The sequence below is a fragment of the Coleofasciculus sp. G2-EDA-02 genome, from assembly GCF_040226375.1.
GTDB lineage: Bacteria > Cyanobacteriota > Cyanobacteriia > Cyanobacteriales > Coleofasciculaceae > Coleofasciculus.
In genome coordinates, this window is sequence record NZ_JAVKEW010000122.1 from 63,680 (window position 1) to 86,832 (window position 23,153).

Below are 23,153 nucleotides of genomic sequence, written 5' to 3' on the forward strand. Positions count from 1 at the left end.
TTAGTAAGCTCAGATTAAAACCTGAAAAATTAACGGCTTGAAAAGTCCTAATAGAACGATCGGTTGGGTCTAACTCTTTGGTTAGACCCAATTGATTTGTGATACCAAATCTGCCTTTGTTACCCCCTTTTGCCCGGCGATTAATAACGGGGGTGAGGAGCCCGAATTTATCATGATAACTAGAGTGCCATGGCACGTCTGTCTGATGATAGGGGCAGGTTTAGGCTCAAACTCTTGCAAAGACATCCTCACCACGCCGTAGTAGGGGTTTGGTAACCAAACCCCTACTGTCGCTCAATGGAGGTCATTAGTAGACAACAAATCACCAATGACTAATAACCAACCCAATTGATAGTCTTACCGAACACTAATTGGTTCAGTCGGTTTATTCAAACCCCGTTGTGCTAGCACTGTATTTTCGAGAATGGTAATCGCTTGCTTATATTGAGGATCTTCGATTGTGGCACGTAACATCGGTTGTGTCACTAAACGCTGCTGTTGGGCGCGAGTTAAATCAATTTTCACATCAGGGGCAATTCCCTTGTGATTAATATCAATACCACTAGGAGGATAGTAGCGGGAAATCGTAACAGCTAAGCCCGAACCATCGGATAAGGAATGGACAGACTGCACGACGGCTTTACCAAATGTAGTCGAACCGACAACCATTGCCCGTTTATTATCCTTGAGCGCACCTGCTAGAATTTCACTAGCGCTGGCTGAATTGCCATCAACTAAGACAACGAGAGGAAGTTGAGTCAGGGCGGTTTTGTTGGCAGAAAATTTTTGTTCTCCGCCTTTACGATCAACTGTGTGGACAATTTCACCATCATTGATCCACATGCGGGCAATTTCAATACTGGCGTATAATAACCCTCCAGGATTTCCACGCAAATCTAAAACATAGCCATCCACCTTTTGACTATCCAGATTGCGGATTGCCCGTTGCATTTGTTCCGCCGCATGGGAACTAAATTCATCGACGCTGATATAACCCACCTGCATCTGACCTTCGTTTTTGAGGGTATAGTGTACAGAAGGTAGCTCAATTTGGGCGCGGGTTAGAGTGACATCAAAAGGACTTTGCCCTTGACGAGAAATTTGCAGTATCACCGATGAGCCGACTTCTCCCCGAATTAACGCCGAAGCTTCTTCCGCACTCATTCCTTGAGTGGATTTGCCATCAATGGCGAGGATTTTATCTCCCGACTTAAGTTGGGCTTCAAACGCCGGCGAATTTTGAATCGGTTCAACAATAACCAGCTTTTTGGTTTTCTCATCAACACCCATGCGAATTCCTACCCCAGACAGTTCACCCGCTGTTTGATCAGTTAGGGCTTTAAATTGTTCTGGTTCTAAAAAGCGAGTGTAGGGATCACCAATAGGTTCTAGGGCGTCGCGAATGGCTTGGTAGGCTTGTTCGACAGACGTATAATTTCGGTTGAGTAGCTGTTGACGGGTTGCTCGCCAATCCACTTGATTGAACGAGGGATCGACGTATTCCTGATTAACAATTTGCCAAACTTCATCAACAACAGTCTTGGGACTATCCTGAAGCGCCGCCGAGACGGAGCGATTGCTGCCAATTGGGGCTAACCATGATAATGTGGCTGTTGTTGCGATCGCACCAGTTAAGAGGATGCTTTTGAGCCAAGGGAAGGTTTTGGGATATTGATTCATGGGAAATACGTCGAACAGACTATGGGTGGGTTTAAAGCGGACAGTCAAAGCGTACCCAGTCGTTGGCTTCTACCGTTAGCATTCCCTGAGTAGGGATAGCATGGTTCTGGCGGCATCAAATCCGTCTATTGCTACTATACTCAACTTATCTGGCTCATTTCCAGAAATTTTGTGCCAGTTTACCTATTGTCCTGTTGATGAAGACAATCTCTTCGCCTCGGACAGTAAGAGTGCATCAAGTGGTAAGCCTGAGTGAGACGATTGATTACACGCCATTGGCTAGGGTTTGGGCGTTGGCTACTGTCTAAGCAACGACTACGCTGGTTAGGCTTAGGGCTATTAAGCCTAGTCGTTATTCTTAGTATAGGGTTACTTGCCAATATAGTGAGGTTGCAGGTAGGAGCCTCTGCACCTGTGGATACGTTTTTTGTTTTGGGGGGAAGTATTCGCCGGGAGGTTTATGTGGCTCAGTTAGTGAAACAACATCCCCAAACTCCCGTTTTGATTTCTCAAGGCTCTGATGAACCCTGTATTTGGCTCATCTTTCAAAAGTATAACGCGCCAATAGGTCAGGTTTGGTTAGAAAAATGTGCGGATTCCACGTTTGGTAATTTTTACTTCGGTATTCCCATTTTACGTCGCTGGGGGGTGCGTCATGTTCAGTTAATTACCTCTCCGAGCCATTTACCACGAGCTGGGTGGATGGCGCAAATTCTTTTGGGGGCGAATGGGATTTGGGTGGATGTGGATACGGTACAGGAACGGGGGATTCCAGGTAATCAGGAATCGTGGTTGAAGACGGGACTGGATATGACGCGCAGTCTGGTTTGGGCGCTGTTGAGTCAGGGAATTCAGCCACACTGTTCTGAGGTAACACCACTAACGGAGGTGGATTTATCGGCTTGGCGCAAGTCAGGATTCGACTGTGAATATCAATGGTGGTTAAAGCTAGATTATTGATTGGCGAAGCGTTGGTGTCTAAAAAAGAGTTGGCTATCACCGTAGTAGGATGCCACAAATTCCGAGGTGGTTTCCAGATGTCCGATTAGTTGGGCGTTTTGGCGATAACTTGGCTCGTCTATAATATCAGCGTTCTGGTTGGCGTTTTCGTCTCCTACGTTTTTGGGATCAACGGCATAGAGGGAAAATAAAGAGGTTCCAACAGGAATTGTGGCAAGGTCATCTCTGAAATCATGGGGTGGTTGTTCAGGAAACTGAATAGTGGGATTGGGAACGAGAAAAAGGCGATAGGGATAAAAGGGATCAGGTTCTGGATGACCCGTTTGGTCTATTTTGGCAAAGCCTTGTAAATAGAGTTTGCGGGGAAATTTGCTGACGCGGCGGAAGATTAAATTGATGAATTTAGGACCTAAATCGTTTTCTTCGGGAACGATATTAGACAATTCATTGGCAAAGAAATTATAGTTATTGCCTTGACCCGTGAGGGAAACCAACGCCGAGAAGTTTTCGGAGGGTTTGCCATCCACCAAAAGCTTGAGGGCTAACCCTGGGGCAAATCCGCGATCGCTGGGATCAGCCGTGAGGGATAATCGTAGAAGACCATAGTCGGCTCCTTTGAATAAACCGGTAAATGGAGTGGTGGGGGTGGGGATTAACTTAACCTTAGCCACACTTGCATGGGCGTGAATGGCTTTGTTCCATTTGCGGGGCGCTTCATCGGCTAAGCGATCCATTTTGATGCTTAAGAGAGTAAATAATAAGCCGATAACGTCAATTTTTTTGAGTGGCGGTAGGTTATCGTAGCGGGATTCTAAAATTCTTTGCTGCCAAATAAAGTCCTGCTTTTTTGCAGCATTCCAAGATTCATAGTCGTTAGGGAGTGGCTCTAAATTGTGGGCATTATGCCAAAATTTTTGCTGCTTTTTCATTGGAGTGACTGGGTAAAAAAGTATTGGGGTTTGTAGTGTCTTTTAAGTTTTATGGGGAAAGTCCAAAAAGTTCTCCTTGATTGCTTCAACTTATGGGTTAAATCCGTTAGTTTTTTCTGGTCTCCCCCATGGAACAAAAAGCTCTCGCATCCTCTGGCTTCCCCCGTGCAAAAAAAGCTCTCGCATCCTCTGGCTTCCCCGTGCAACAAGAGCTCTCGCATCCTCTGGCTTCCCCGTGCAACAAGAGCTCTCGCATCCTATGGCTTCCCCCTTTTTAAGGGGGACGGGAGGGGGATCTAAAGGGGGACGGGAGGGGGATCTAAAGGGGGACGGGAGGGGGATCTAAAGGGGGACGGGAGGGGGATCTATAAGGGGGACGGGAGGGGGATCTAAAGGGGGACGGAAGGGAGATCTACAAGGGGGACGTCTTAATGATTAATATCCCGAAACACCAACTTTACGCCAGGGGGCAAAGGCATTTTGTACGCCGAATAAAGCAGGGCTGACTGTAGGATAATGGCGGCGCAGAACAGTTAACATACTGTTGTTGTCAATCCAGTCTAAACCCCATTGAGTGTAGACTTCGGCGGTGTAGTCTTTGGTGAAGAAGCGATCGCTCTTGAGTCGTCGGGATGCCATTAGGATAAAGATACGGAAGGCTGTATCACTGAAGCCAAACCCGGCGGGTGGGTTTTCGGCAAACATGCCTACCATTAAATCAACGCTGTTGATGTCGTTGTTGTAAACTTCCCGTAGTTCCTTTGCCCATTGCGGGTCTTCGGTGATGTCCTCAAAGGTTTTGACCCGTTCACGACCAATGAGTTCACGGAATTGATTATAACGGGGAACGCCGCGTTCGCGATCGCGTAATATATCAACAGCGGCTAGATCGAAGACTTCGCCGTTATCCCGGACTAATTGCTGTAGAAAACGCGGGTAATTATGTAAGGTAATTGCCCCAGGATGAGTGATCCCAAATGAGTAGAATAAATCGGGCATACCTACTTTATCCACTAGCGTCCGGCTACGATTCCCTGATACTTCAAATAGATTTTGAGTTAATCGTAATTCCCCATTCTTGAGAGAGTAAAATTCAAACTCATCTGGCATTAAGGGATGCATCCGATAGACCGAGACAAATTCTTCGGTGAGAGAGTAGGGGGCAGTATGATGATCTGTGGGTGATCCGATAATACCACTGAGGACTTCTCCCTCTCCGATACGCCCAAATAATCGTTTGACATGTTGACCTAAAAATCCCCACCAGTTGGCGTTCATGGCGATTTCTAAGGCGGGATGTCCCAGGATTGCAGGCGTCCATTCAACGGTATGGATTTTGGCGATTAAGGCGGCGTTAATTAGTCGGGCGTGATTAAACAGATCATCGTCTTTCCAATCGGGATATTCGTTTTTGAGATGATCGCAAATAGTATTGTGTTCTTTGACGAATAGAGTATGTAACATACTCAAGCCTACCCACCAGTTCTCATCAAAACCCGCTAGGTCGATGCCATTGTCTGGGTTGATGGGTAATAAGTTATCGTCACCGATAATTAGCTTACCATCGACATGAGTCCGCAGCTTATCAATGGTATCCTGATCACTACCATAAATTTGTGACGCATCCCACCAATGAGTGACTCGGTTCACAAAGGTGGGGGGATTTTTGGTATCTCCGTCGGGACGAGTGGAGTCGGGTAAAGTCGCGCCCACTTCTAGAGGTCGATATTCTTGGGGCCACGGATCATCTGCTTCTAGAGGAATCTCAAATTTCTTCTCTAACGTACCCCCATGGGCAAACCAGTCATGGGTTTGAAATTGAATCCAAGCTGCGGCGTGTAAGTTTAAAGTGCTAGCGGGTACAAATTTATCCCTTGTCAGTAATTTGCGGCTAATTGTACGCGGATTGGGTTCGAGTAAATTCTTTTGGTCAGGATGAGTGTATTGTAGGGGAACGTTGCGTCCAAAACGGGAACCCGCCTGACCCATTTCTGGCATCTCCAGGCTATTAAAACTCCCGTCGGCTGTACGAATCTTGAGATGGTGACCATCTGGGCTGGGTGTAGGTTGTGTTCCATCACCTTGGCTAGGTAATTTTGCTGTATCATGTAGGTTTTCTTGCCGCATTCGGTTCCGGAACTGGAATAATTTTACTAATGCCAGCGGAATGGGTAATTGATGCCAAGGTTTTTGCCGACCTTGAGCCGATTTGGATGATTTAGCCATGATTTAAATTCCTTATTATTTAGATACAATAATTAACAACCGTGTCGGGACGTAATCGGGACTAAATTCAATATTCTTAATGGTAAAGTCCCATGCCTATTTCCGACAACCCCTTTACCAAATCTCCTGAATTAATCCCAATTTTACCCAATTCATACCAACTTTTTTAATCATATAACTTTCGAGAAACAGAAGACACGATCTTCCAGACGTACCATAGTACGTCTAGAAGCAGGGGGATAAAGTTACATCTTTAGAAGGCAAGTCCCGATAAAGAGTAAATGCTGGATAGTCGGAAGCTTGAGTACAATTACTTAATCATTAACACTCAAAATTCTCTCATCATTCTTGCATACTTCTGACCACTTGAGTCACCATTGTTCGGGGAAGAAAGCGAACCGATAAAGCCAGCAGTTTGTTTCTTACACCAGGAATAACGACTGGTTTGCCTTCCACCATGCTTCGATAGCCAATCTTAGCAACCGTTTTCGCATCCATAATCTGGCGTCCCTTGACCAATTTTGATTGTTCCATATTTGCCCGTTTTTGAAATCCAGATTCTGTTGGTCCAGGACAAAGGGCTGTCACGGTTACTCCGGATTCCTTGACTTCATTGGCGAGGGCTTCTGAGAAGGACAGGACATAAGCTTTGGTGGCGTAGTAAACTGCCATCATAGGTCCAGGTTGAAAGGCAGCAGTGGAGGCAATATTTAATATTTTTCCCTGCTTGTTTTGGATCATTTGAGGTATAAATAGCTTGGTCAGATGGGTTAAGGCAACCATATTAACCTGCATCATCGAAAGTTCCGTCATCAGGTCAATTTGCTCAAAAAATCCGTAAGTGGCAAAGCCAGCATTATTTACCAAAACATCAACAGTCATGGTTTCTTGTTGAAGTTCGGCAAAAATTTCCTGAGGGCTGTTCGGGTCAGACAAATCTTTGACTATTGTTTTTACCGTGATCCCGAATTTATCGGTGAATGAGTCAGCCATCTGCTGCAACTTATCGCCACTTCGGGCAACTAAGACTAAATTATAGCGATCGCGAGCCAATAGTTTGGTCAACTCATAACCAATACCACTGGATGCGCCAGTAATCAGAGCAGTTTGGGGGTGATGGGGATTGAGGGAAGACATTTTGAAACCAGCAATAGAGAGTCTGAGCAACGACAGAGGCGATTGAGTTGGTTCAAACCGCCTCTGTTTGTTCCATTGATGATAACCAGCCTCAGCCTGTTCGCCACAAAACCCGGATACTTTTAACAAATCTTAAAATAAACTCAGTTGTCCCAGGAGTTGCCATAATTGAAAAATTAGAATATTCTGGATTTTTATAATTATCTTATATAAACGTCCCTTGCCGCCAATAACGAATGACAAATGACAAATGACAACGATATCATTTTTCAACCCATAACATTCCGGAACCTGACTGTCAACAATCGCATTTTTCGCTCGAATATTTCCGGCAGATTCGATAACTATAATGGTTCCGGTAACCAAGCCAGAATCAATTGGGAACAGAAGTTTGCCAGAGGAGGCGTAGGTGCAATTATTTCATCGTTTACGCCCGTGCAAATTCGGGGACGAATCCTGCCAAACTATGCCACGATTGACCGAGATGACCGCATTCCCTTCTGGCGTAAAATTGGGGAAGTTGTGCATGAGTATGACTGCAAATTTATCATGCAACTGAGCCATTCAGGGCGTCAGCAGGATGTGAGTGGCGTGGAAAACCTTGATTTAAAAGCCCTCAGTTCAACCAGTATCACGGAATCGTTTCATGGTTTTGAATGTCAAGCCATGACAAAGGCTGAGATTCAAGAAACAGTTCAGGCGTTTGCGGCGGGGGCGAGACGGGCGCGAGAGGCGGGATTGGATGGTGTGGAACTGCACGGCGCCAATGGTTATTTAATTACCCAATTTCTCAGTTCTGGGATTAATGACCGCAATGATGAATATGGGGGTTCCTTAGAAAATCGCGCTCGCTTTTTGTTGGAGATTATTAGAGCAATTCGTCAAGAAGTGGGTGATGACTTTCACCTACAAGCTAAGATTAGTGCGGTGGACTATAATAATGCCGTGATTCCGTGGGAAAAGCCGGGGAATACCCTAGAGGATTCGATTCAAGTTTGTAAGTGGATGGAAGCGGCTGGAGTTGATGGGATTCATATTTCCACGGGCAGTCTATTTCCTCATCCCTTGAACCCTCCCGGTGAATTTCCCAGAATGGAGGCAATGCGCTGGTATGATTTGATGTTATCCAGTGGGATTCATACCTTTCGCAACTATTTACTGTTTCGGTTTCCCCTGTTGTATCCAATTTTCTTATTCTTATGGAATCGAGTTCAGAAACAGACCCAAGATCAACCGATTCAGGGATTAGAGGTAAAGGCGCAAGCATTGAATGAGTCGTTCCAGACGTTCGTGAATTCCCAACAGATGCAGGAATTGTTGCAGAAGTATCAAGGGGTTAGCATTAATCACGCGGCTGAGATTAAAAAGCAGGTGAATATTCCAGTTATTTGTACGGGAGGGTTTCAGCAGGCGTCCTATATTCGTCGGGCAATTCAGGAGGGATTCTGCGATGCGGTTAGTATTGCCCGTCCCTTAGTCGCAAATAATGACCTAGTTCACCAGTTTAAGGCAGGAAAAGACTTGCCAGAACGTCCTTGTACTTACTGCAACAAATGCTTACTCAATGCCTTAGAAAATCCTCTCGGTTGTTATGAGTTACACCGCTATAATAACTCGGATGAAATGATTGCAGAAATTATGACTGTGTTTGATCCTGCACCGTTTCGGTGACTGGACTATAGGAGAGGCGTGGGCGGGTTTATTAACATTAGGGTGACAACAAGCGATAATAGCAAAAACTAACTGCCTCTACTGGCGTGACCCAACTAAAATGGTGCAATAGATTGGCTTCGTAGTGAGGGCTTCAGCCCTCTTTAGCTGACATTAAGGTTTAAATGCCGAACAGCTTAAATCACCAATCACTAATTATTAATTATGGAAGAATCAACGCCCTTGAAGTCAAAAGGCAAGAATTTTAAGAAACTAGGGATTGTGCTTGCGGGATTTTTACTCGCTGCAATTATTGGTTTAATTTCTCCCCTATTCTTGAATAATCCTGTGGATTATGCTGATATTAATGACCATTTTAAATATGGGTCAATTGGCAGTGAACCAGAAAATGGGTTGCCCTATTGGATTTGGAAAGTTCTACCCGCCGTATTTCCTGACAAATTGCCCGGTGAAGGGTATCAGTCCCTAGGTTTTCTTTACGAGCCGGGAAAAGACCGCCCCATTGGGTTTTCTCAGCGTCGCGTTTTGATTGACCGCGTTGGCTTGAATTGTGCGATTTGTCATGTCGGTTCGCTGCGGGATAAGCCTGAGAGTGAGTCTCAAATTATCCCCACGATGCCATCAAATACAGTGAATCTGCAAGGGTATATTCAGTTTCTGGGAAAAACGGCTTTGGATGAACGATTCACACCAAACCGAATTTTAGCCGAAATTGATGCCCAAGGGGGAAACTTTAATCCGATTCAGACGTTAATTTATCGCTATCTGGTTATTCCCCAAACGAGAGATGCGTTGATTACTCAAGGGAGTCAACTGGCTTTTTTAAACGAACAACCGGATTGGGGTTCAGGACGGGTGGATACGTTTAATCCCTATAAATCGATTCAGTTTCGCTTCCCGATGGATGAGTTAGAAGAAGATGAAAAAATTGGTACGGCTGATTTACCCTCTATATGGAATCAAAAACCCCGTGAAGGATTGCAACTGCATTGGGATGGGGATAACAAATCGGTTCATGAACGTAATTTAAGTGCAGCTTTGGGTGCAGGAGTGACTCCGGTTACGGCGGATTTGGAACGGATTAAGCGAATTGAGGATTGGTTATGGGAACTTCCTCCACCGACTTATCCGTACCCGATTAATCGGGAATTAGCGGCTAAGGGTCAGCCAATTTATCAAAATAATTGTGCCAGTTGTCATGCCTTTGGTGGGGCGAAGCTGGGTAAGGTGACGCCGATTGGGGAAATTGGTACTGACCCCCATCGGTTAGATTCTTATACCTACAAGTTGCTGTCTAATCAAAATACCCTGTTTGCGGGGACGCCGGAACGGTTCAAGAATTTCCGTAAGACCGATGGTTATGCCAATATGCCATTAGATGGAATCTGGTTGCGAGCGCCTTATTTGCACAATGGGTCTGTACCGACGCTACGAGACTTGTTAGAGGATTCAGAAAACCGTCCTCAGGTATTCTATCGCGGGTATGATGTATTTGATCAAGAGGATGTCGGTTTTGTCTCAACGGTTGCCCAGGAGAAGGGGAAGCAGTATTTTAAGTTTGACACTACCGTACCTGGCAATAGTAACAAGGGTCATTTGTATGGCATCGAACTTTCTGCGGAGGATAAAACTGCATTGGTTGAGTATTTGAAAACGCTTTAATTTTTGGAGATTGGATAAGTGCGAGAGTTTTGTATATAGACCAGATTCACTACTATCATTTTTGTCACCCAGATGCGGCTGAACCCGCCTCGACCGAGTTGTGAATTAACCTCCTTATCCCCCCTGTCTCCCCATTTCCCCTCTGTCCCCCATCTTTTAGAATCAAGAGAAAAAATCATGAATTCTTATGCAAAATGGTTTTGTCGTGTTGTCTGGCTAGGCATTGTGGTGAATATGTTTTTTATAATTCCCCTCTGCTTTTTTCCAGAAGTTCTACTTTCGCTATTAAAGATGCAAATACCCGTGCCAATTATCTGGGTACGGGCGGCTGGACTATTGCTACTGGAACTTAGTATTTTGTATATTCCGGGAGCAATTGATCCTTATCGCTACAAAGCAACGGCTTGGATGTCAGTATTCGTTACACGGGGCGCGGGCGCTACTTTTTTCCTAAGTGCTGTTTTGTTCTTTGGGCAAGAGTTAGGATTTCTCACGATTGCTTTAGTGGATGTATTTTTCATAATTGTGCAAGGGATTCTGTTATTCTTAGCGATGCGGAATCAACAGCCTGAAATGCCAGAAACAGCCCAGAAATTTTCCTAAATCGGTCATTTTCGGAGAAATTGGACGGGTAGCAGTGACCCACTTGCACCAATTAACCTGGGAGCCCACTCAATTGGAGTGGGTTGCCCAAGACTATCACGTCTATCTATTGCTTTTTTCATTAAAAGCAATAGGACTAAACTAAACAACAATAAGGAGAATTTTGTGGAAAGTAAAACCTCAAAAATTGGACGAACAATTACAGCGATTGTAATTATTATAATTCTGCTAATTGGTAGTGTGGGATATCTGGCATGGTATAACTTTTTTCGCGAAGTAGACACCTATTACGAATCAGTCGAAGATCATTTTAAATACGGTTCGATAGGTACCGAAAATGCCGAAGGAGTTCCCTATTGGATTTGGCTAGTATTACCTCGGATTTTCCCGGATAAACTCCCAAAACCTGGTGGCTATACCTCCCTAGGAATTACCTGGGAAGAAGGACAAGAATTACCTGTTGGCTTTTCTAAAAAAATTATCGGCTTTCCCCGCCAAGGAATAACCTGTGCGCTGTGTCATAGTGCAACCTATCGCCAAACCCCAAAAGATAAACCAACCATTGTTCTAGGGGGACCCTCGAATAAATTCAATCTGCAAGGTTATATTCGCTTTCTCAGTGATTGTGCCACTGATCCCCGATTTAATCCGGACTATATTTTAGATGAAATTAGATATAATTACGACCTGTCTTGGTTTGATAAGCTACTCTATCGGTTTATTATTATTCCCCGCACCCGGAAAGAGTTATTAGAACTTAAAGAATCCTTTGCCTGGATGGAAGAACGACCGGATCAAGGACCGGGACGAATTGCTCCGTTTAATCCGGTGAAGTTTCGAGTTTTAGGACTACCCCTAGATGATACAATTGGCAATTCAGATATGATGTCGATTTGGAATCAAAATCAACATGAAGGATTTGCCTTACATTGGGATGGGTTAGAAACATCACTCACAGAAACCGTGAATACTGGAGCGATTGGTGATGGTGCGACGAAGGAGTCAATTAATATTCAGGGATTACAGCGGGTGGAGGATTATATTCGTCAATTACCCGCGCCAAAATATCCATATAAAATTGACCAAGCTTTAGCTGCACAAGGGAGTCAAATTTTTGAAAGTAACTGCGCCTCTTGTCATGGGTTAGGCGGCGAAGGAATTGGAACTGTTATTCCTATTGATGAGATTGGTACTGACCGCTATCGTTTAGATATGTGGGCGCAAGAAGCGGCTGATGCGTATAACGAGTTTGCCGAAGGGTATGATTGGGATTTTGAGCAGCTTCGCAAAACTAATGGATATGTCGCGGTGGCGTTAGATGGTTTGTGGTTAAGAGCGCCCTATTTGCATAATGGTTCAGTCCCGTATTTAACAGATTTATTGGAAATCCCACAGAAGCGGACGAAAGTGTTTTATCGAGGATATGATGTGTATGATTCGGAAAAAGTAGGGTTTATTGCTGAAGGAGTAGAGGCGAAGAAAGAGGGGTTTAGATATGATACGATGGTGAGGGGAAATAGCAATCAAGGTCATAGTTATGGTACAGAGTTGGTGGCTGAGGATAAGCAGGCGTTGATTGAGTATTTGAAATCGCTTTAAGTGTTATTCGTGATTTGTCATTTGTCCTTTGTCAACGATTCAAATAAAAAATGGTAAGATTTTGGCATAAGGGTAAAGCCAGTAGGGAGCATCTCCATATCAGCAAAAGTCGTGTGGAAAGCGAAGCGCAAACATTTAGCTGACGTACTTCTAAATGGGAGTCAGATGCTCACACTACTGACTGAGCGGCTCAATTCTCCTTGGCTTCCCTGCACCTTAAAGAGGGCGGATTTAGTCAAGTTATCAGTTTTTTAAATCACATTATCTGTCAAATCCGCCCCGACAAACCTGCACCCCTGCACCCCTTATTTCTGAAGGGGTAATTACAAATCCCATGACTGATTCAGATAAACAACCACTAACGCTGCCAAAAATCCTTGATGGCTTGGACAATTTAAGGATTGATGAACTGCGGACTCTGCAAAAGGCGATAAATCAGCGGATTCAACGCTATGTCGATGCCTTGGGTAAGCCACTACTGAGCGACTTAGTGGCAGGATTGGAATGGACTCAAGAGTATAAAGATAATCCACCCATCTCAGATGAACGACTCCAGGAAATCAAAGATGGCGCAAGACCAACAGATGCGGAATTAGAGGATATCGCTGAAGCGTTAGAAATGGATACTGATGAACTTTTGCAGATGCTGCGTTTTCGTCAAATTTGACGGTTCTGTGGGCAGGAAAAATTGATCGTTGCGCTGTCTTTGCCATAAGCGTTGAAACATTTACGACAAATGCTTAATTTAGTATAACCTAAAGATACATCTACTTTCTCTCACGCCTACCTAGCGGTGTTTCCTCTGATATTTAATTTATAAATCAAGAAATCTGTGCCAACATTCCATGAATTGTGGACAAGGGAACCTGATAAAAATAGTGACGCAAAAACTGTTCTTCTTCTACACCGGATAAAAAGACTTGAATCTTTTCCTTTGTCATCGGATCGATCGCGTCTCCACCCAATTCCCCAATCGAGCCACTGATTTGGATTGATCCGCCTTGGTGTTTCACCTGAAACCCCAAACCCGAAAGGGCGGCTAGTCCAAAATGTAAGGTGCGATCGCTTAATTCTAACTTTTCTTGCAATTGCCCTAGGGTAGCGGATTTCCCGGTGCGACTGAGGAATTTAGCCAGTCCGACTAATTTCTCCCAAACCTGGCGGGGTGAGAGTTGAGGCGGTGGCGGATACGCGATCGCTAATTTTCGTTCACTTTGCATCGCCCGTCTAAACCAGAGTTGCAATTCATCCCAACTGGTGGGACATTCGCGAACGGTTAACGGATCAGTTGATTCAGGGGTGAGCGTTTCCTCCTGTTCCCCAACCGGGGCTGGTTTAGTCAAATGAGCGGACATTGACAGAACCTTATCGGTAAACCCCGCCCCTACACCTCTATCCTCCTGCATCCCATCGCGCCAATCTAAAATCCAATCCAGTTGACTGGAAAGATTAAACGAGGAAATCCTATCCCCCGATTGAACCGCCACTAAGCGCACTTCAAAACGTTTTTTAAAGTTATTATAGTCCAGTTCCACAATCGCATTACATCGACCTTTGGGAACTTCATCTTGATAATGTCCCCACCAGATACCCGGAAAGCCCATACTTGTAGAATCATCCCAGATTTCCAATTCGGTTTTAATATATTGCACCTTTTTGCCTTTCAAATCCTGAGTATTACGATTCCTAACCGATTCAAACCAACAGTTTTCAATCAGCAGCTTAGGAACCGGATTACCCATTCCACAAGGTTCCAAGAGTTTAAGTTCTTGGAATAAAGCTTTTCCCAAAGCAGCAACTGTTACAACAATATCAGCGGTAACGACAGGGGCTAATAAGGCGTCTTGTGCGGCTAATTGTTGGCGTAACTTTTGATTGATCGCTTCGGTAAATAAGGGAATATTTTCCACAGGCAAACTTAACCCAGCAGCAAAGGGATGTCCGCCGAATCGGTGTAATAGGTGTTCTTGGGATTGGACTAATTCATACAGATCAATCCCATTAACCGAACGGGCAGAACCTCTGGCGATTGTTGATGGAAAAAATTCTCCCTTGTCTTCTTGGCTCCTCTGCTCCCAGACGTGGCGTGGTACGTCTCTACATTGCTCCTGTGCACTCTCGTCTCCCCAATCCTCACCTGTACTTAATAAAATAGTTGGGCGTCCATATTCTTGAGCAATTTGACCCGCGACTAAGCCTAAAACTCCCGCTGACCATTGGGGATCGTCTAGGACAATAACATAAGTTGTCGAAAGGTCAAGTTGTGCCAATTTCTGTTTAACCTGTTCCGTAATATCTTTCTGTAAGGATTTGCGGCGACTATTGGCTAATTCTGTTTCTAGGGCTAAGGTTTGAGTATAGGCTTCATCGCGACGGGTTAATAACTCCACACAAAACGAAGCATCACCTTGAATCCGACTCACCGCATTAATTCTTGGACCTAAGCCAAAAGAAATATCTGTGGGGCGATCACCACTGCGCTGACAGAGTTCTAAAAGCTTAGCTACACCGGGACGGGTGCGGGTTTTCAATTGTTGCTGTAGCGTTTGAATTCCCCGTTGGGCTAAATAGCGACAATCACCACTAAGCTGGACTAAATCGGCAATTAAACCAATCGCCACTAAATCCAATAAGTCCTCTAGAGGTTGTTGGGGAATATTGGGTAATGTTTGATAAAGTGCCTCGACTAACTTATACGCCACCGCCACACCAGATAGATGAAACAGGGGATGGGTTTCGGCAAAATAGCGGGGGTTAATAATAGAAACGACGTTAGGGCGATCATCTGGTAATGTATGGTGATCGGTAATAATTATGTCTATCCCCAATTGCTGAGCATAATCAATTTCGCTGAGATTCGTGCTTCCCGTATCGCAGGTTACGATCAGTTTAGTTCTCAATCGTGCCAATTGGTCAATTCCCGAACAATTTAACCCATGAGATTCCGTGAGACGATTAGGAATGTAATAGGTGAGTTGTTGATTCTGAGGCAAAAACTGTCCCAATCCTTCCCATAAAACACTGGTTGCCGTAATCCCATCGGCGTCAAAGTCACCCCAAATCGCCACCTTTTCTCCCTGATCCCGCCCTTGCTGCAATCGCTGCACCGCTCGCTTCATTTCCTGACCAAATTCAAAGGGACTAGCGGGTTGATATAGATCAGGATTAATAAATGCGGCTAATTGGTTTAACTCGCGAATTCCACGTTGCCATAATAATTGTGCGGCGTAGTATCCTTCTGAGGCTGGGGTGTAGGATTTAATCGCGTCAAGAAACCATTGAGGAACATCAGGAGATGGTTGAACCTGCCATTGGGGTTGAGGTTGAGGCATGAGGGACTTAGGGGTGCGATCGCAATGCTTATTTATTGTACTCTCTCCCCTCCTCCCCTCGCCTTCTCGCCTCCTCGTTCCCAGGCTCAGCCTGGGAATGCCACCCCGGAGGCTCTGCCTCCCTCTTGCCTCCCTCTTGCTCAAGTTGCGATCGCGCTTTTCTAATGGTAAAATCGAGCCTATACCTGCTATAACTCACCGTCACGATGGGACGTTCGCGCTACCGCGTCATAGCCAAAGAACCTCACTTCCTCACCTGCACGAGTGTTAATTGGATTCCCCTTTTCAGCAAGCCAGAATTAGCGCAAATTGTTCTCGACTCTCTCCGCTTTCTACAAAGTCAGCAGCGAATTGCTTTACACGGTTACGTTCTCATGGAAAATCACCTTCATTTGCTCGCCTCTGCTGATAACTTATCTAAAGAAATCAGGACGTTCAAATCCTTCACAGCTCGAACAATTATAGATTGGTTGATTGAACACCAGAGTCATTTTATTCTGACTCAACTTAAAGGTGCTAAACTTGCCCATAAACATGATCAAAATTATCAGGTTTGGCAGGAAGGATTTCATCCGCAAATGATTGTAAATGAACAGATGTTAAAGCAAAAGCTAGAGTATATTCATCATAATCCTGTGAAGCGTGGCTATATTGATGATCCAGCTCATTGGCGCTATTCGAGTTACCGCAATTATATCGGTCAACCGGGATTGCTATCAGTGGATTTGATTTGAGGAGGTGGAGCCTCTGGATTTTCCGGTGAGGGGGAGGCAGAGCCTCCTAAGTGGCATTCCCAGGCTGAGCCTGGGAACGAGGTACGGCTGAGCCTGGGAACGAGATGGGCGAGGCGGGCAGGACATCTATGCATAATATGACAACAACACTCAACCTGCTCTCTGAGTGACTTCCTCTCCGTAATCAATCCTAGATAGAGTTGCTCTAAATTCTATAATTCAGATGCATTGCTCCCTACATTTCTAGTTAGAGGATGTATCAGTCTTCGCGTTGAGTGTTGCTGTTAGAAGTTGTGTCTTTGGCAAGACAGATATTAGATTTAACAGGTTCTTAGTCTTCCCTCCTTTCTCGGTTTTGCATGTGACTTTAATATCTGTCAGTGAAGCTTTCTGATTAGCTTCAATTTCTACTTTACTACTCTCTGGGCAAAGTACAAGCACTTGAAATTTTATTTTACGTTTCTTTTCAATCCATAACCTATCGAAATGTAACTTTAAACTGATGAGAGTAACTGCTCTCGTCTAAATCAAGAGTATAACATCTTTGACTAATCCCCAAACGGCTCCAGGGAAAAGCTTTGCACTAATGTGGTTTTGACGATATCCTCATGAGTGGGTTGGAGCATATCCAGCAGCACCACGATGTTATTTCGGTTGGGAGATAGCCGCACCTCTCGAATCCCATAACCTTTCACGGCATCCCGGTAGTTGTTCAGACTCCCCAGAGTCAAGCGCTGATTCTGATAATTTATGATTAAGCGCATGGATGCCCGTGCGACTGGAGAAGTGCCTCCAGATAACAGGGAGGGGATACGCCTTTGCTCTAGACGAATTTGTAACGGCTGGTTTTTGAGGCGAAATGTAACGGTTTCGATATCATCTGACTGACGGGTGCTATCAATGACAGGGAGTTTAATGCCTACTTTCAGCCGATTTAGTTGCAAATCTTGTCGGATGGCTAATGTATCTTGCAGCAAGTCATTTTCAGCCGCTTGATTGCTGAGACTATAGGCATCGCGATCATAGTCTGTTCGCAGACAACCATTTCTAACACAAGAGTTATTCGGGATATTGATAATTTGGAGATGAGCCGTGGGAACCTCTGTCACTGAATCCCGATAAGTTTCTAAGTAAATATAATGACGATTATCAGGGGAGAATCCCGCCAAGCGAACAGAAGCGTTGAGTACGGCTGCCAATGCGGGGTTGAGAAACAGGATCACACTAGCTGCGATCGCGGGAGACACGAGTGATGCAATTTTCATAAAAATTGAAAATTTTCATGAGCCGATTTTGCCTCATTTAATATAACCTAAATTTAATTGATTCCCCTGAATTACGGTCTGATTGCCGTTCTTGGTTAAACCTTCTCGTGGCTAGCAGGAGGTAATTAGGTTTTCTGGGACAAGTGGCAATTGGCACATTAATTGCAATTTTTTCCGGATGCTCTTAGGCAGATAGAGAATGAGGAAAAGGTAGATGCACCCTGATGACTCCCCTCAGCGCTTATTTCTCCTTCGCGTTGAGGGTTTTTTCTCGGAAAACGTGGTAGTTTCAGTTAGGCAAGTCAATTTGACTATTCTCACTCGGCAAGTTTCCGGCGAGGTTGAATTAGTCTAAAGTCCAGTTAATAAGATAATAATTTTCTAAATTTTCTAACTATCAAGGGATGCAGAAGACCCCTGAACTGAGCGAACCTGGAATTAGATGAGTTGTTTAATCAGGTCTATACGTTATGTCTTATCAAAATTCACAAACTCCGAGAAACTCTCTAACACGAGGGATATCTGTGCTAGCTGCCAGTTCTGCATTGGTGTTGGGTATACCCTTGCTTTTACCTGGGGTGGCACAGGCTCAAAACCAGATGTTAGTCGCTGAAACTACTGCTATTGCGGCAACTAGCGCTCAAAACCAAACCCTTCATTTGAATAATGATAGGGTTTATTCGTACAATCTGGAAGTTTCCCGTGGTACAACGGTCGATGGTATGTACATTCCCGTCGGTGCAACTATTTTGGGTCGTTATGAACCAGCGAGTGGGGGATTACGCTATGTGGCGACAGGAGTGAGAATGAACGGTCGCACCTACAACCTTGATGCTACCTCAGAGGTGCTAGAAGACCAAAAAGACCCACGAGACACCTCCGCCGGAGCAATCGCAGAAGATGCGGGTATCGGTGCTGCTGGTGGGGCGATATTGGGTGAAGTTTTCGGAAATGCGGACATTGGAGAAATACTCGGTGGTGCTGTTGCTGGTGGTGTCGCGGGTAATGTTACCGCTGACCGAGTAGTTGTGGTGGAACCGGAGGAAACGATTATCCTCTATAGCAGCTAGAGCGTCGGTGCAGGAAATAAGTTGACGGAAAGCGCAAAATATGCATAGTATATGGGCAAGCATGGGGGTAAAATGATCAAGTTACTCCTGTATTCCTCAAAGGCTTGCCCATTCATCTAATGCCATCCGCCTAACACTGGACAACTGTGGATAACACAACCATTCCAGTTATGGATAGCCAGTCTCAGCAAACGCTACGTTATCAGGGTCATGGAATCTATAAGTGCTTGCCAGCTTATAGTTTAAAAGCCGTTTAGGTTTAAACAGGTGATTTAGGTATAGCCAGTGACCTAGGCACAACAAGCCTTAATAACATTGACGAGGCACAATTTACCCTGGAAACAGGAGTTTTCGTATTATGCGAGTTTTCGTAATCAACCAAAACTTGGAACCATTCTCTCCTTGCCACCCCGCCAAAGCAAGAAAGCTACTTTCTTGTGGTAAGGCAGCTGTGTGGAAGCGATACCCTTGATTTAGCGATTAGAGGAATAGCGATCGCGATGGGTGAATGCTCAACTCCAGAATGTATCATCTGAATCCGGCTCTTGGTCAGGAGAAGCCGTCTGATTTTGCACCTCGGTGTCTTGGTCATCGACTGAACTCTGTTGTAGTTGACGACATCTAGACAGGAGTTCTGCCAGATTTTCTTCCATATCTTTGAGATCAAATAGCTGGATTGGGTTGGAAAAGGACATTTATTTATTCTCTGAATGGTTTACGTTTACCTAGTTATAGTATTCCAATTACAAAGCTAAATTCCGTGTATTACTTATAATTTTTTGATGAAGTTGTTGCTAAAAAATGGTAAAGCTAATACTCTTCTTATGAAAATTAGTCAAGAGTTTTTTTTGTGGATGAAATATTCTCAAATTGCGCTCTTATATCCACCTCAATGCCTCTTGTAATTAATTTTCCCAAAAATTATGTAGTTGTGACTATACATAGTGCCTCCTTTATTCTCCTTGGGAAGCAACAACTTTAATTCCCAAAAAAATTAAGTGATAATCGGCAAAAACATGAGTAGCAATTTGAGGATACTGAATCTGTAAATAGTTTAGCAATAAGTCAGAGTCTCCGCCAGTTAAGGCAATCGGGCTGTTAGGGAATCGATGCAACCAGTCGGCAATAAACTCTCGAATTCCTGCTAGTAGAGTATAAATAACGCCACTTTCAATAGCAGCAGAGGTGTCCACTGCCCAACGGCTGGGTAATTGGCGCTTAGGTGAGATAGAAGGTAAGACGGCTGTTTTGTGGGCTAATGATTCTAGTTGTAATTTGAGTCCTGGTAAAATAGCACCACCCAGGAGACGGCGATGATCATCGACACCCGTAAAGGTTAGTGCTGTCCCCGCATCAATCACCAGCACCGGATAATCATAGGTTTCCCCCGCCCCTAACACAGCGAGGGCGCGATCAATGCCCAAGGTGGGATAGACGCCTAAAAGCGGTACATCCTCTAGAGTAATGACGTGGGCAGCAGGATAAGTTTGCCACAATGGGGTTTGCTCAGGAATGACTGAAGCGATATAAAGGGGTAGGTATTGATTGGAGGAATACCAGGAAACGAAGGGTTCACCGAAAACGGTGGTAGGTAGAAGACCAGATGTCCAGTGTTGGATGAGCCATTCCACCTCTGCTGCTGGAAAATGCTGGGTATGCCAAGCATCTTGGAGAGTATCTCCCGCAAACCAAGCCCAGTGCAGCCGAGAGTTACCAATCATCAATGCGACATAATGGTCTTGGACATTCATGTTCGGTTAAAATTACTTAAACGTTGGAGATTGGAGATGGGATAGGTTAAATGTATACCATTGGGTGCAATAAAAGTTTCAAAATTACCGCTTACCAATTCTGTTGGATGTTTGACTTATCCCAGTTCACTTCTAAAAACAGTAGTTGACCCTGCCAATCCCCAAACCATTGATTTGCTTATCTACCCATTACGAATCAAGGGCATTCATTGCTGGGGGGAGGGAATAATCTGCTTTCATTGTTGGTTAATCCTGATCAGGTGCAAATGCGATAAGTAATTAGATCCATCTTACGGCTTAGGAGAAAGGTTGCCTTGAGCTTGAGTATTTTATATTGATGGATAAGGAGGTTCATGTATGTACGTACCCGTTTGGCCCGGTAAAAGTTACCCTTTAGGGGCAACCTGGGATGGCAAAGGCACAAACTTTGCTTTGTTCAGTGAGAACGCAGAGGCTGTCGAGCTTTGTTTATTTGATGATGAGAATCAGGAGACACGCTTGGAGTTGACGGAAGTCAGCAACTTCGTCTGGCATGGTTATTTACCGGGGATTGGTCCGGGACAACGGTACGGTTTCCGAGTCCATGGTTCCTATGCACCGAAGGAGGGTCATCGTTTCAATCCCAATAAACTGCTAATTGACCCTTATGCTAAGGCATTGGATGGCGAGATTGGCTATGGCGAGGAAATCTTTGGCTATCCGTGGGATGATCCAGAGAAAGACTTGGCATTGTCTGAAATTGATGATTCTCACCTCATTCCCAAAGCCGTCGTTGTTGATGAGTCTTTTGACTGGGAAGATGACGAATTCCTGCAACGACAGGCTCACGAAACGATTATTTACGAAACCCACGTTAGGGGCTTCACTCAGCTACACCCAGACATCCCTGAACCCTTACGCGGCACCTATGCGGGACTGGCGCATCCTGCCGCGATCGCGTATCTTCAGACTTTGGGGATTACGGCGGTGGAATTGCTCCCCGTCCATCACTTCTTGTCCCAACCGGGACATTTGGTGGATAAGGGGTTAAAGAATTACTGGGGTTATGATTCGATTGCCTATATGGCGCCCCATGCCAACTACAGTGCCAGTGGGACTCAAGGGCAACAGGTGAGCGAGTTTAAAGAAATGGTCAAGGCGCTGCATAAAGCGGGCATTGAGGTGATTCTGGATGTCGTTTACAATCATACCGGCGAAGGAAATCATCTTGGTCCTACCCTTTCACTGCGCGGAATTGACAATGTGGCATACTACCGCCTCATGGAAGATGACCTCCGCTATTACATGGATTTTACCGGGTGTGGTAATTCCCTGAACGTGCGTCATCCCCAAGTCCTGAAGCTAATTATGGATAGCCTGCGGTATTGGGTGCTAGAGATGCATGTGGATGGTTTTCGCTTTGACTTAGCCTCGGCATTAGCACGAGAACTCTATGAGGTGGATAGTCTGGCGGCATTTTTTGATATTATTCACCAAGACCCCGTCCTCTCAAATGTGAAGCTGATTGCTGAACCCTGGGATGTGGGCATGGGAGGCTATCAAGTGGGTAAATTTCCCCTGCTGTGGTCAGAGTGGAATGGGCAATATAGAGATACCGTGCGAGACTTTTGGCGAGGTGAAGATAGCAGTTTAGCTGAATTTGCCTATCGCTTCACCGGAAGTTCTGACTTGTATGAGTCCAACGGACGCCGACCTAGTGCTAGCATTAACTTCATTACCGCCCATGATGGGTTTACCCTGAATGACCTCGTAAGCTACAACGAAAAGCATAACGACGCAAATGGGGAAGAAAACCGGGATGGGGAAAGCCATAACCGTTCCTGGAATTGTGGGGCGGAAGGAGAAACTGATGATCCAGAGATTCTGCAGTTAAGGAATAAACAGCGGCGCAACTTTCTGGTAACGCTGATGCTATCCCAAGGCGTTCCCATGCTCTTAGGCGGCGATGAAATTGGGCGAACCCAAGACGGGAATAATAATGCATACTGTCAGGATAGTGAAATCTCCTGGTTTGATTGGGATTTACCGGAGGGAAATGCCTCACTTCTCAACTTTACCCGTCAACTGATTTACTTCCGCCGCCAGCATCCGATTTTCCGGCGACGCAAGTGGTTCCTCGGTCGCGCTATCTACGGTTCTAGCGTTAAGGATATTGCTTGGTTCAACCCCGATGGCGGCGATATGACAGAGGATCAATGGTTGGCAGGATATACCAAAGCGATCGGTATTTTCTTAAACGGTGAAGAAATTGCGGCGCGGGGGGATGAGGGAGAACGAGTCATGGATGATAGTTTCTTCCTCTGCTTCAATGCTCACTATGAGATGATTGAATTTACGCTCCCCCCAGGATTGCAAGACCGGGAATGGCTGGTTGTGATTGACACCGATAAGCCCCGCTTTATCGAGGAGGAGATCCGCTATACCGAGGATAAGCCGATCCCTGTCACCGCGCGATCGGTGATGGTGTTGCGACGACGATAAGGTTAGCTGTAGAGACGTAGCAGGCTACGTCTCTATAATTATGCTCCCCCATC

At 45.1% G+C, this 23,153-nt stretch carries 18 protein-coding genes; 10 read left to right on the forward strand and 8 right to left on the reverse strand.

Translation table 11 applies throughout. From position 1 onward, the window contains the following. Nucleotides 1–357: 357 nt before the first annotated feature. Nucleotides 358–1,680, reverse strand: a complete 1,323-nt coding sequence (gene ctpB, locus RLO19_RS13965; protein WP_446357256.1) for a carboxyl-terminal processing protease CtpB — start codon at nucleotides 1,678–1,680, stop codon at nucleotides 358–360. A 354-nt stretch (nucleotides 1,681–2,034) separates the two neighbouring features. Here ctpB and RLO19_RS13970 point away from each other — a divergent pair, with 354 nt between their 5' ends. Then, a complete protein-coding gene (locus tag RLO19_RS13970; RefSeq protein WP_446357298.1) occupies nucleotides 2,035–2,640 on the forward strand; it encodes a YdcF family protein in 606 nt (201 codons plus the stop codon). Here the strand turns inward: RLO19_RS13970 and RLO19_RS13975 are convergent. The 3 genes from RLO19_RS13975 to RLO19_RS13985 all read right to left on the reverse strand — a co-directional run bounded on the left by RLO19_RS13975 (nucleotide 2,634) and on the right by RLO19_RS13985 (nucleotide 6,932). Continuing rightward, on the reverse strand, nucleotides 2,634–3,569 hold the full coding sequence (locus tag RLO19_RS13975) for a hypothetical protein (RefSeq protein WP_446357258.1): 936 nt from the start codon (nucleotides 3,567–3,569) through the stop codon (nucleotides 2,634–2,636). The two genes, RLO19_RS13970 and RLO19_RS13975, sit on opposite strands and share 7 nt — an antisense overlap. A gap of 435 nt (nucleotides 3,570–4,004) precedes the next feature. Beyond that, entirely contained in the window at nucleotides 4,005–5,795 is a 1,791-nt protein-coding gene (locus RLO19_RS13980; protein WP_446357260.1) for a peroxidase family protein, read from the reverse strand. Between the two features lie 342 nt (nucleotides 5,796–6,137). Next, nucleotides 6,138–6,932 (reverse strand): SDR family NAD(P)-dependent oxidoreductase, encoded by a 795-nt coding sequence (locus tag RLO19_RS13985; protein ID WP_446357300.1) that lies wholly within the window; start codon nucleotides 6,930–6,932, stop codon nucleotides 6,138–6,140. Nucleotides 6,933–7,175: 243 nt separating this feature from the next. On the opposite strand from RLO19_RS13985, the gene RLO19_RS13990 reads away from it, so the two are divergent. The 5 genes from RLO19_RS13990 to RLO19_RS14010 all read left to right on the forward strand — a co-directional run bounded on the left by RLO19_RS13990 (nucleotide 7,176) and on the right by RLO19_RS14010 (nucleotide 13,134). Further along, complete coding sequence (locus RLO19_RS13990) at nucleotides 7,176–8,603, forward strand: NADH:flavin oxidoreductase (RefSeq protein ID WP_446357262.1); 1,428 nt, start codon at nucleotides 7,176–7,178, stop codon at nucleotides 8,601–8,603. 204 nt (nucleotides 8,604–8,807) lie between these two features. Next, nucleotides 8,808–10,265 carry a c-type cytochrome gene (locus RLO19_RS13995; protein ID WP_446357264.1) on the forward strand — a complete coding sequence of 486 codons (1,458 nt, stop codon included), beginning with the start codon at nucleotides 8,808–8,810 and terminating at the stop codon, nucleotides 10,263–10,265. 177 nt (nucleotides 10,266–10,442) lie between these two features. Next, the gene (locus RLO19_RS14000) at nucleotides 10,443–10,868 is read left to right on the forward strand and encodes a hypothetical protein (RefSeq protein ID WP_446357266.1); all 426 of its coding nucleotides are present in this window, start codon (nucleotides 10,443–10,445) and stop codon (nucleotides 10,866–10,868) included. 165 nt (nucleotides 10,869–11,033) lie between these two features. Next, complete coding sequence (locus tag RLO19_RS14005) at nucleotides 11,034–12,467, forward strand: c-type cytochrome (protein ID WP_446357268.1); 1,434 nt, start codon at nucleotides 11,034–11,036, stop codon at nucleotides 12,465–12,467. 334 nt (nucleotides 12,468–12,801) lie between these two features. After that, nucleotides 12,802–13,134, forward strand: a complete 333-nt coding sequence (locus RLO19_RS14010; RefSeq protein ID WP_446357270.1) for a hypothetical protein — start codon at nucleotides 12,802–12,804, stop codon at nucleotides 13,132–13,134. 154 nt (nucleotides 13,135–13,288) lie between these two features. Here the strand turns inward: RLO19_RS14010 and RLO19_RS14015 are convergent, their stop codons facing one another. Further along, nucleotides 13,289–15,799 carry a single-stranded-DNA-specific exonuclease RecJ gene (locus tag RLO19_RS14015; RefSeq protein ID WP_446357271.1) on the reverse strand — a complete coding sequence of 837 codons (2,511 nt, stop codon included), beginning with the start codon at nucleotides 15,797–15,799 and terminating at the stop codon, nucleotides 13,289–13,291. A 206-nt stretch (nucleotides 15,800–16,005) separates the two neighbouring features. Between RLO19_RS14015 and RLO19_RS14020 the strand changes: the two genes are divergently transcribed. Further along, on the forward strand, nucleotides 16,006–16,533 hold the full coding sequence (locus RLO19_RS14020) for an REP-associated tyrosine transposase (RefSeq protein ID WP_446357273.1): 528 nt from the start codon (nucleotides 16,006–16,008) through the stop codon (nucleotides 16,531–16,533). A 548-nt stretch (nucleotides 16,534–17,081) separates the two neighbouring features. On the opposite strand, the gene RLO19_RS14025 is transcribed toward RLO19_RS14020, so the two are convergent. Further along, nucleotides 17,082–17,798, reverse strand: a complete 717-nt coding sequence (locus tag RLO19_RS14025) for a DUF2259 domain-containing protein (RefSeq protein ID WP_446357274.1) — start codon at nucleotides 17,796–17,798, stop codon at nucleotides 17,082–17,084. A 470-nt stretch (nucleotides 17,799–18,268) separates the two neighbouring features. On the opposite strand from RLO19_RS14025, the gene RLO19_RS14030 reads away from it, so the two are divergent. Then, complete coding sequence (locus RLO19_RS14030; protein ID WP_446357275.1) at nucleotides 18,269–18,868, forward strand: hypothetical protein; 600 nt, start codon at nucleotides 18,269–18,271, stop codon at nucleotides 18,866–18,868. Between the two features lie 358 nt (nucleotides 18,869–19,226). Further along, nucleotides 19,227–19,340: an RRXRR domain-containing protein gene (locus tag RLO19_RS14035; RefSeq protein WP_446357277.1), complete on the forward strand. Its 114-nt coding sequence runs from the start codon at nucleotides 19,227–19,229 to the stop codon at nucleotides 19,338–19,340. A 40-nt stretch (nucleotides 19,341–19,380) separates the two neighbouring features. Here the strand turns inward: RLO19_RS14035 and RLO19_RS14040 are convergent, their stop codons facing one another. Then, entirely contained in the window at nucleotides 19,381–19,563 is a 183-nt protein-coding gene (locus RLO19_RS14040; RefSeq protein WP_446357279.1) for a hypothetical protein, read from the reverse strand. Between the two features lie 258 nt (nucleotides 19,564–19,821). Beyond that, nucleotides 19,822–20,619, reverse strand: a complete 798-nt coding sequence (locus RLO19_RS14045; RefSeq protein WP_446357281.1) for a pantothenate kinase — start codon at nucleotides 20,617–20,619, stop codon at nucleotides 19,822–19,824. Between the two features lie 357 nt (nucleotides 20,620–20,976). Between RLO19_RS14045 and glgX the strand changes: the two genes are divergently transcribed. After that, nucleotides 20,977–23,100: a glycogen debranching protein GlgX gene (gene glgX, locus RLO19_RS14050; RefSeq protein WP_446357283.1), complete on the forward strand. Its 2,124-nt coding sequence runs from the start codon at nucleotides 20,977–20,979 to the stop codon at nucleotides 23,098–23,100. The last annotated feature ends 53 nt before the right edge of the window (nucleotides 23,101–23,153 follow it).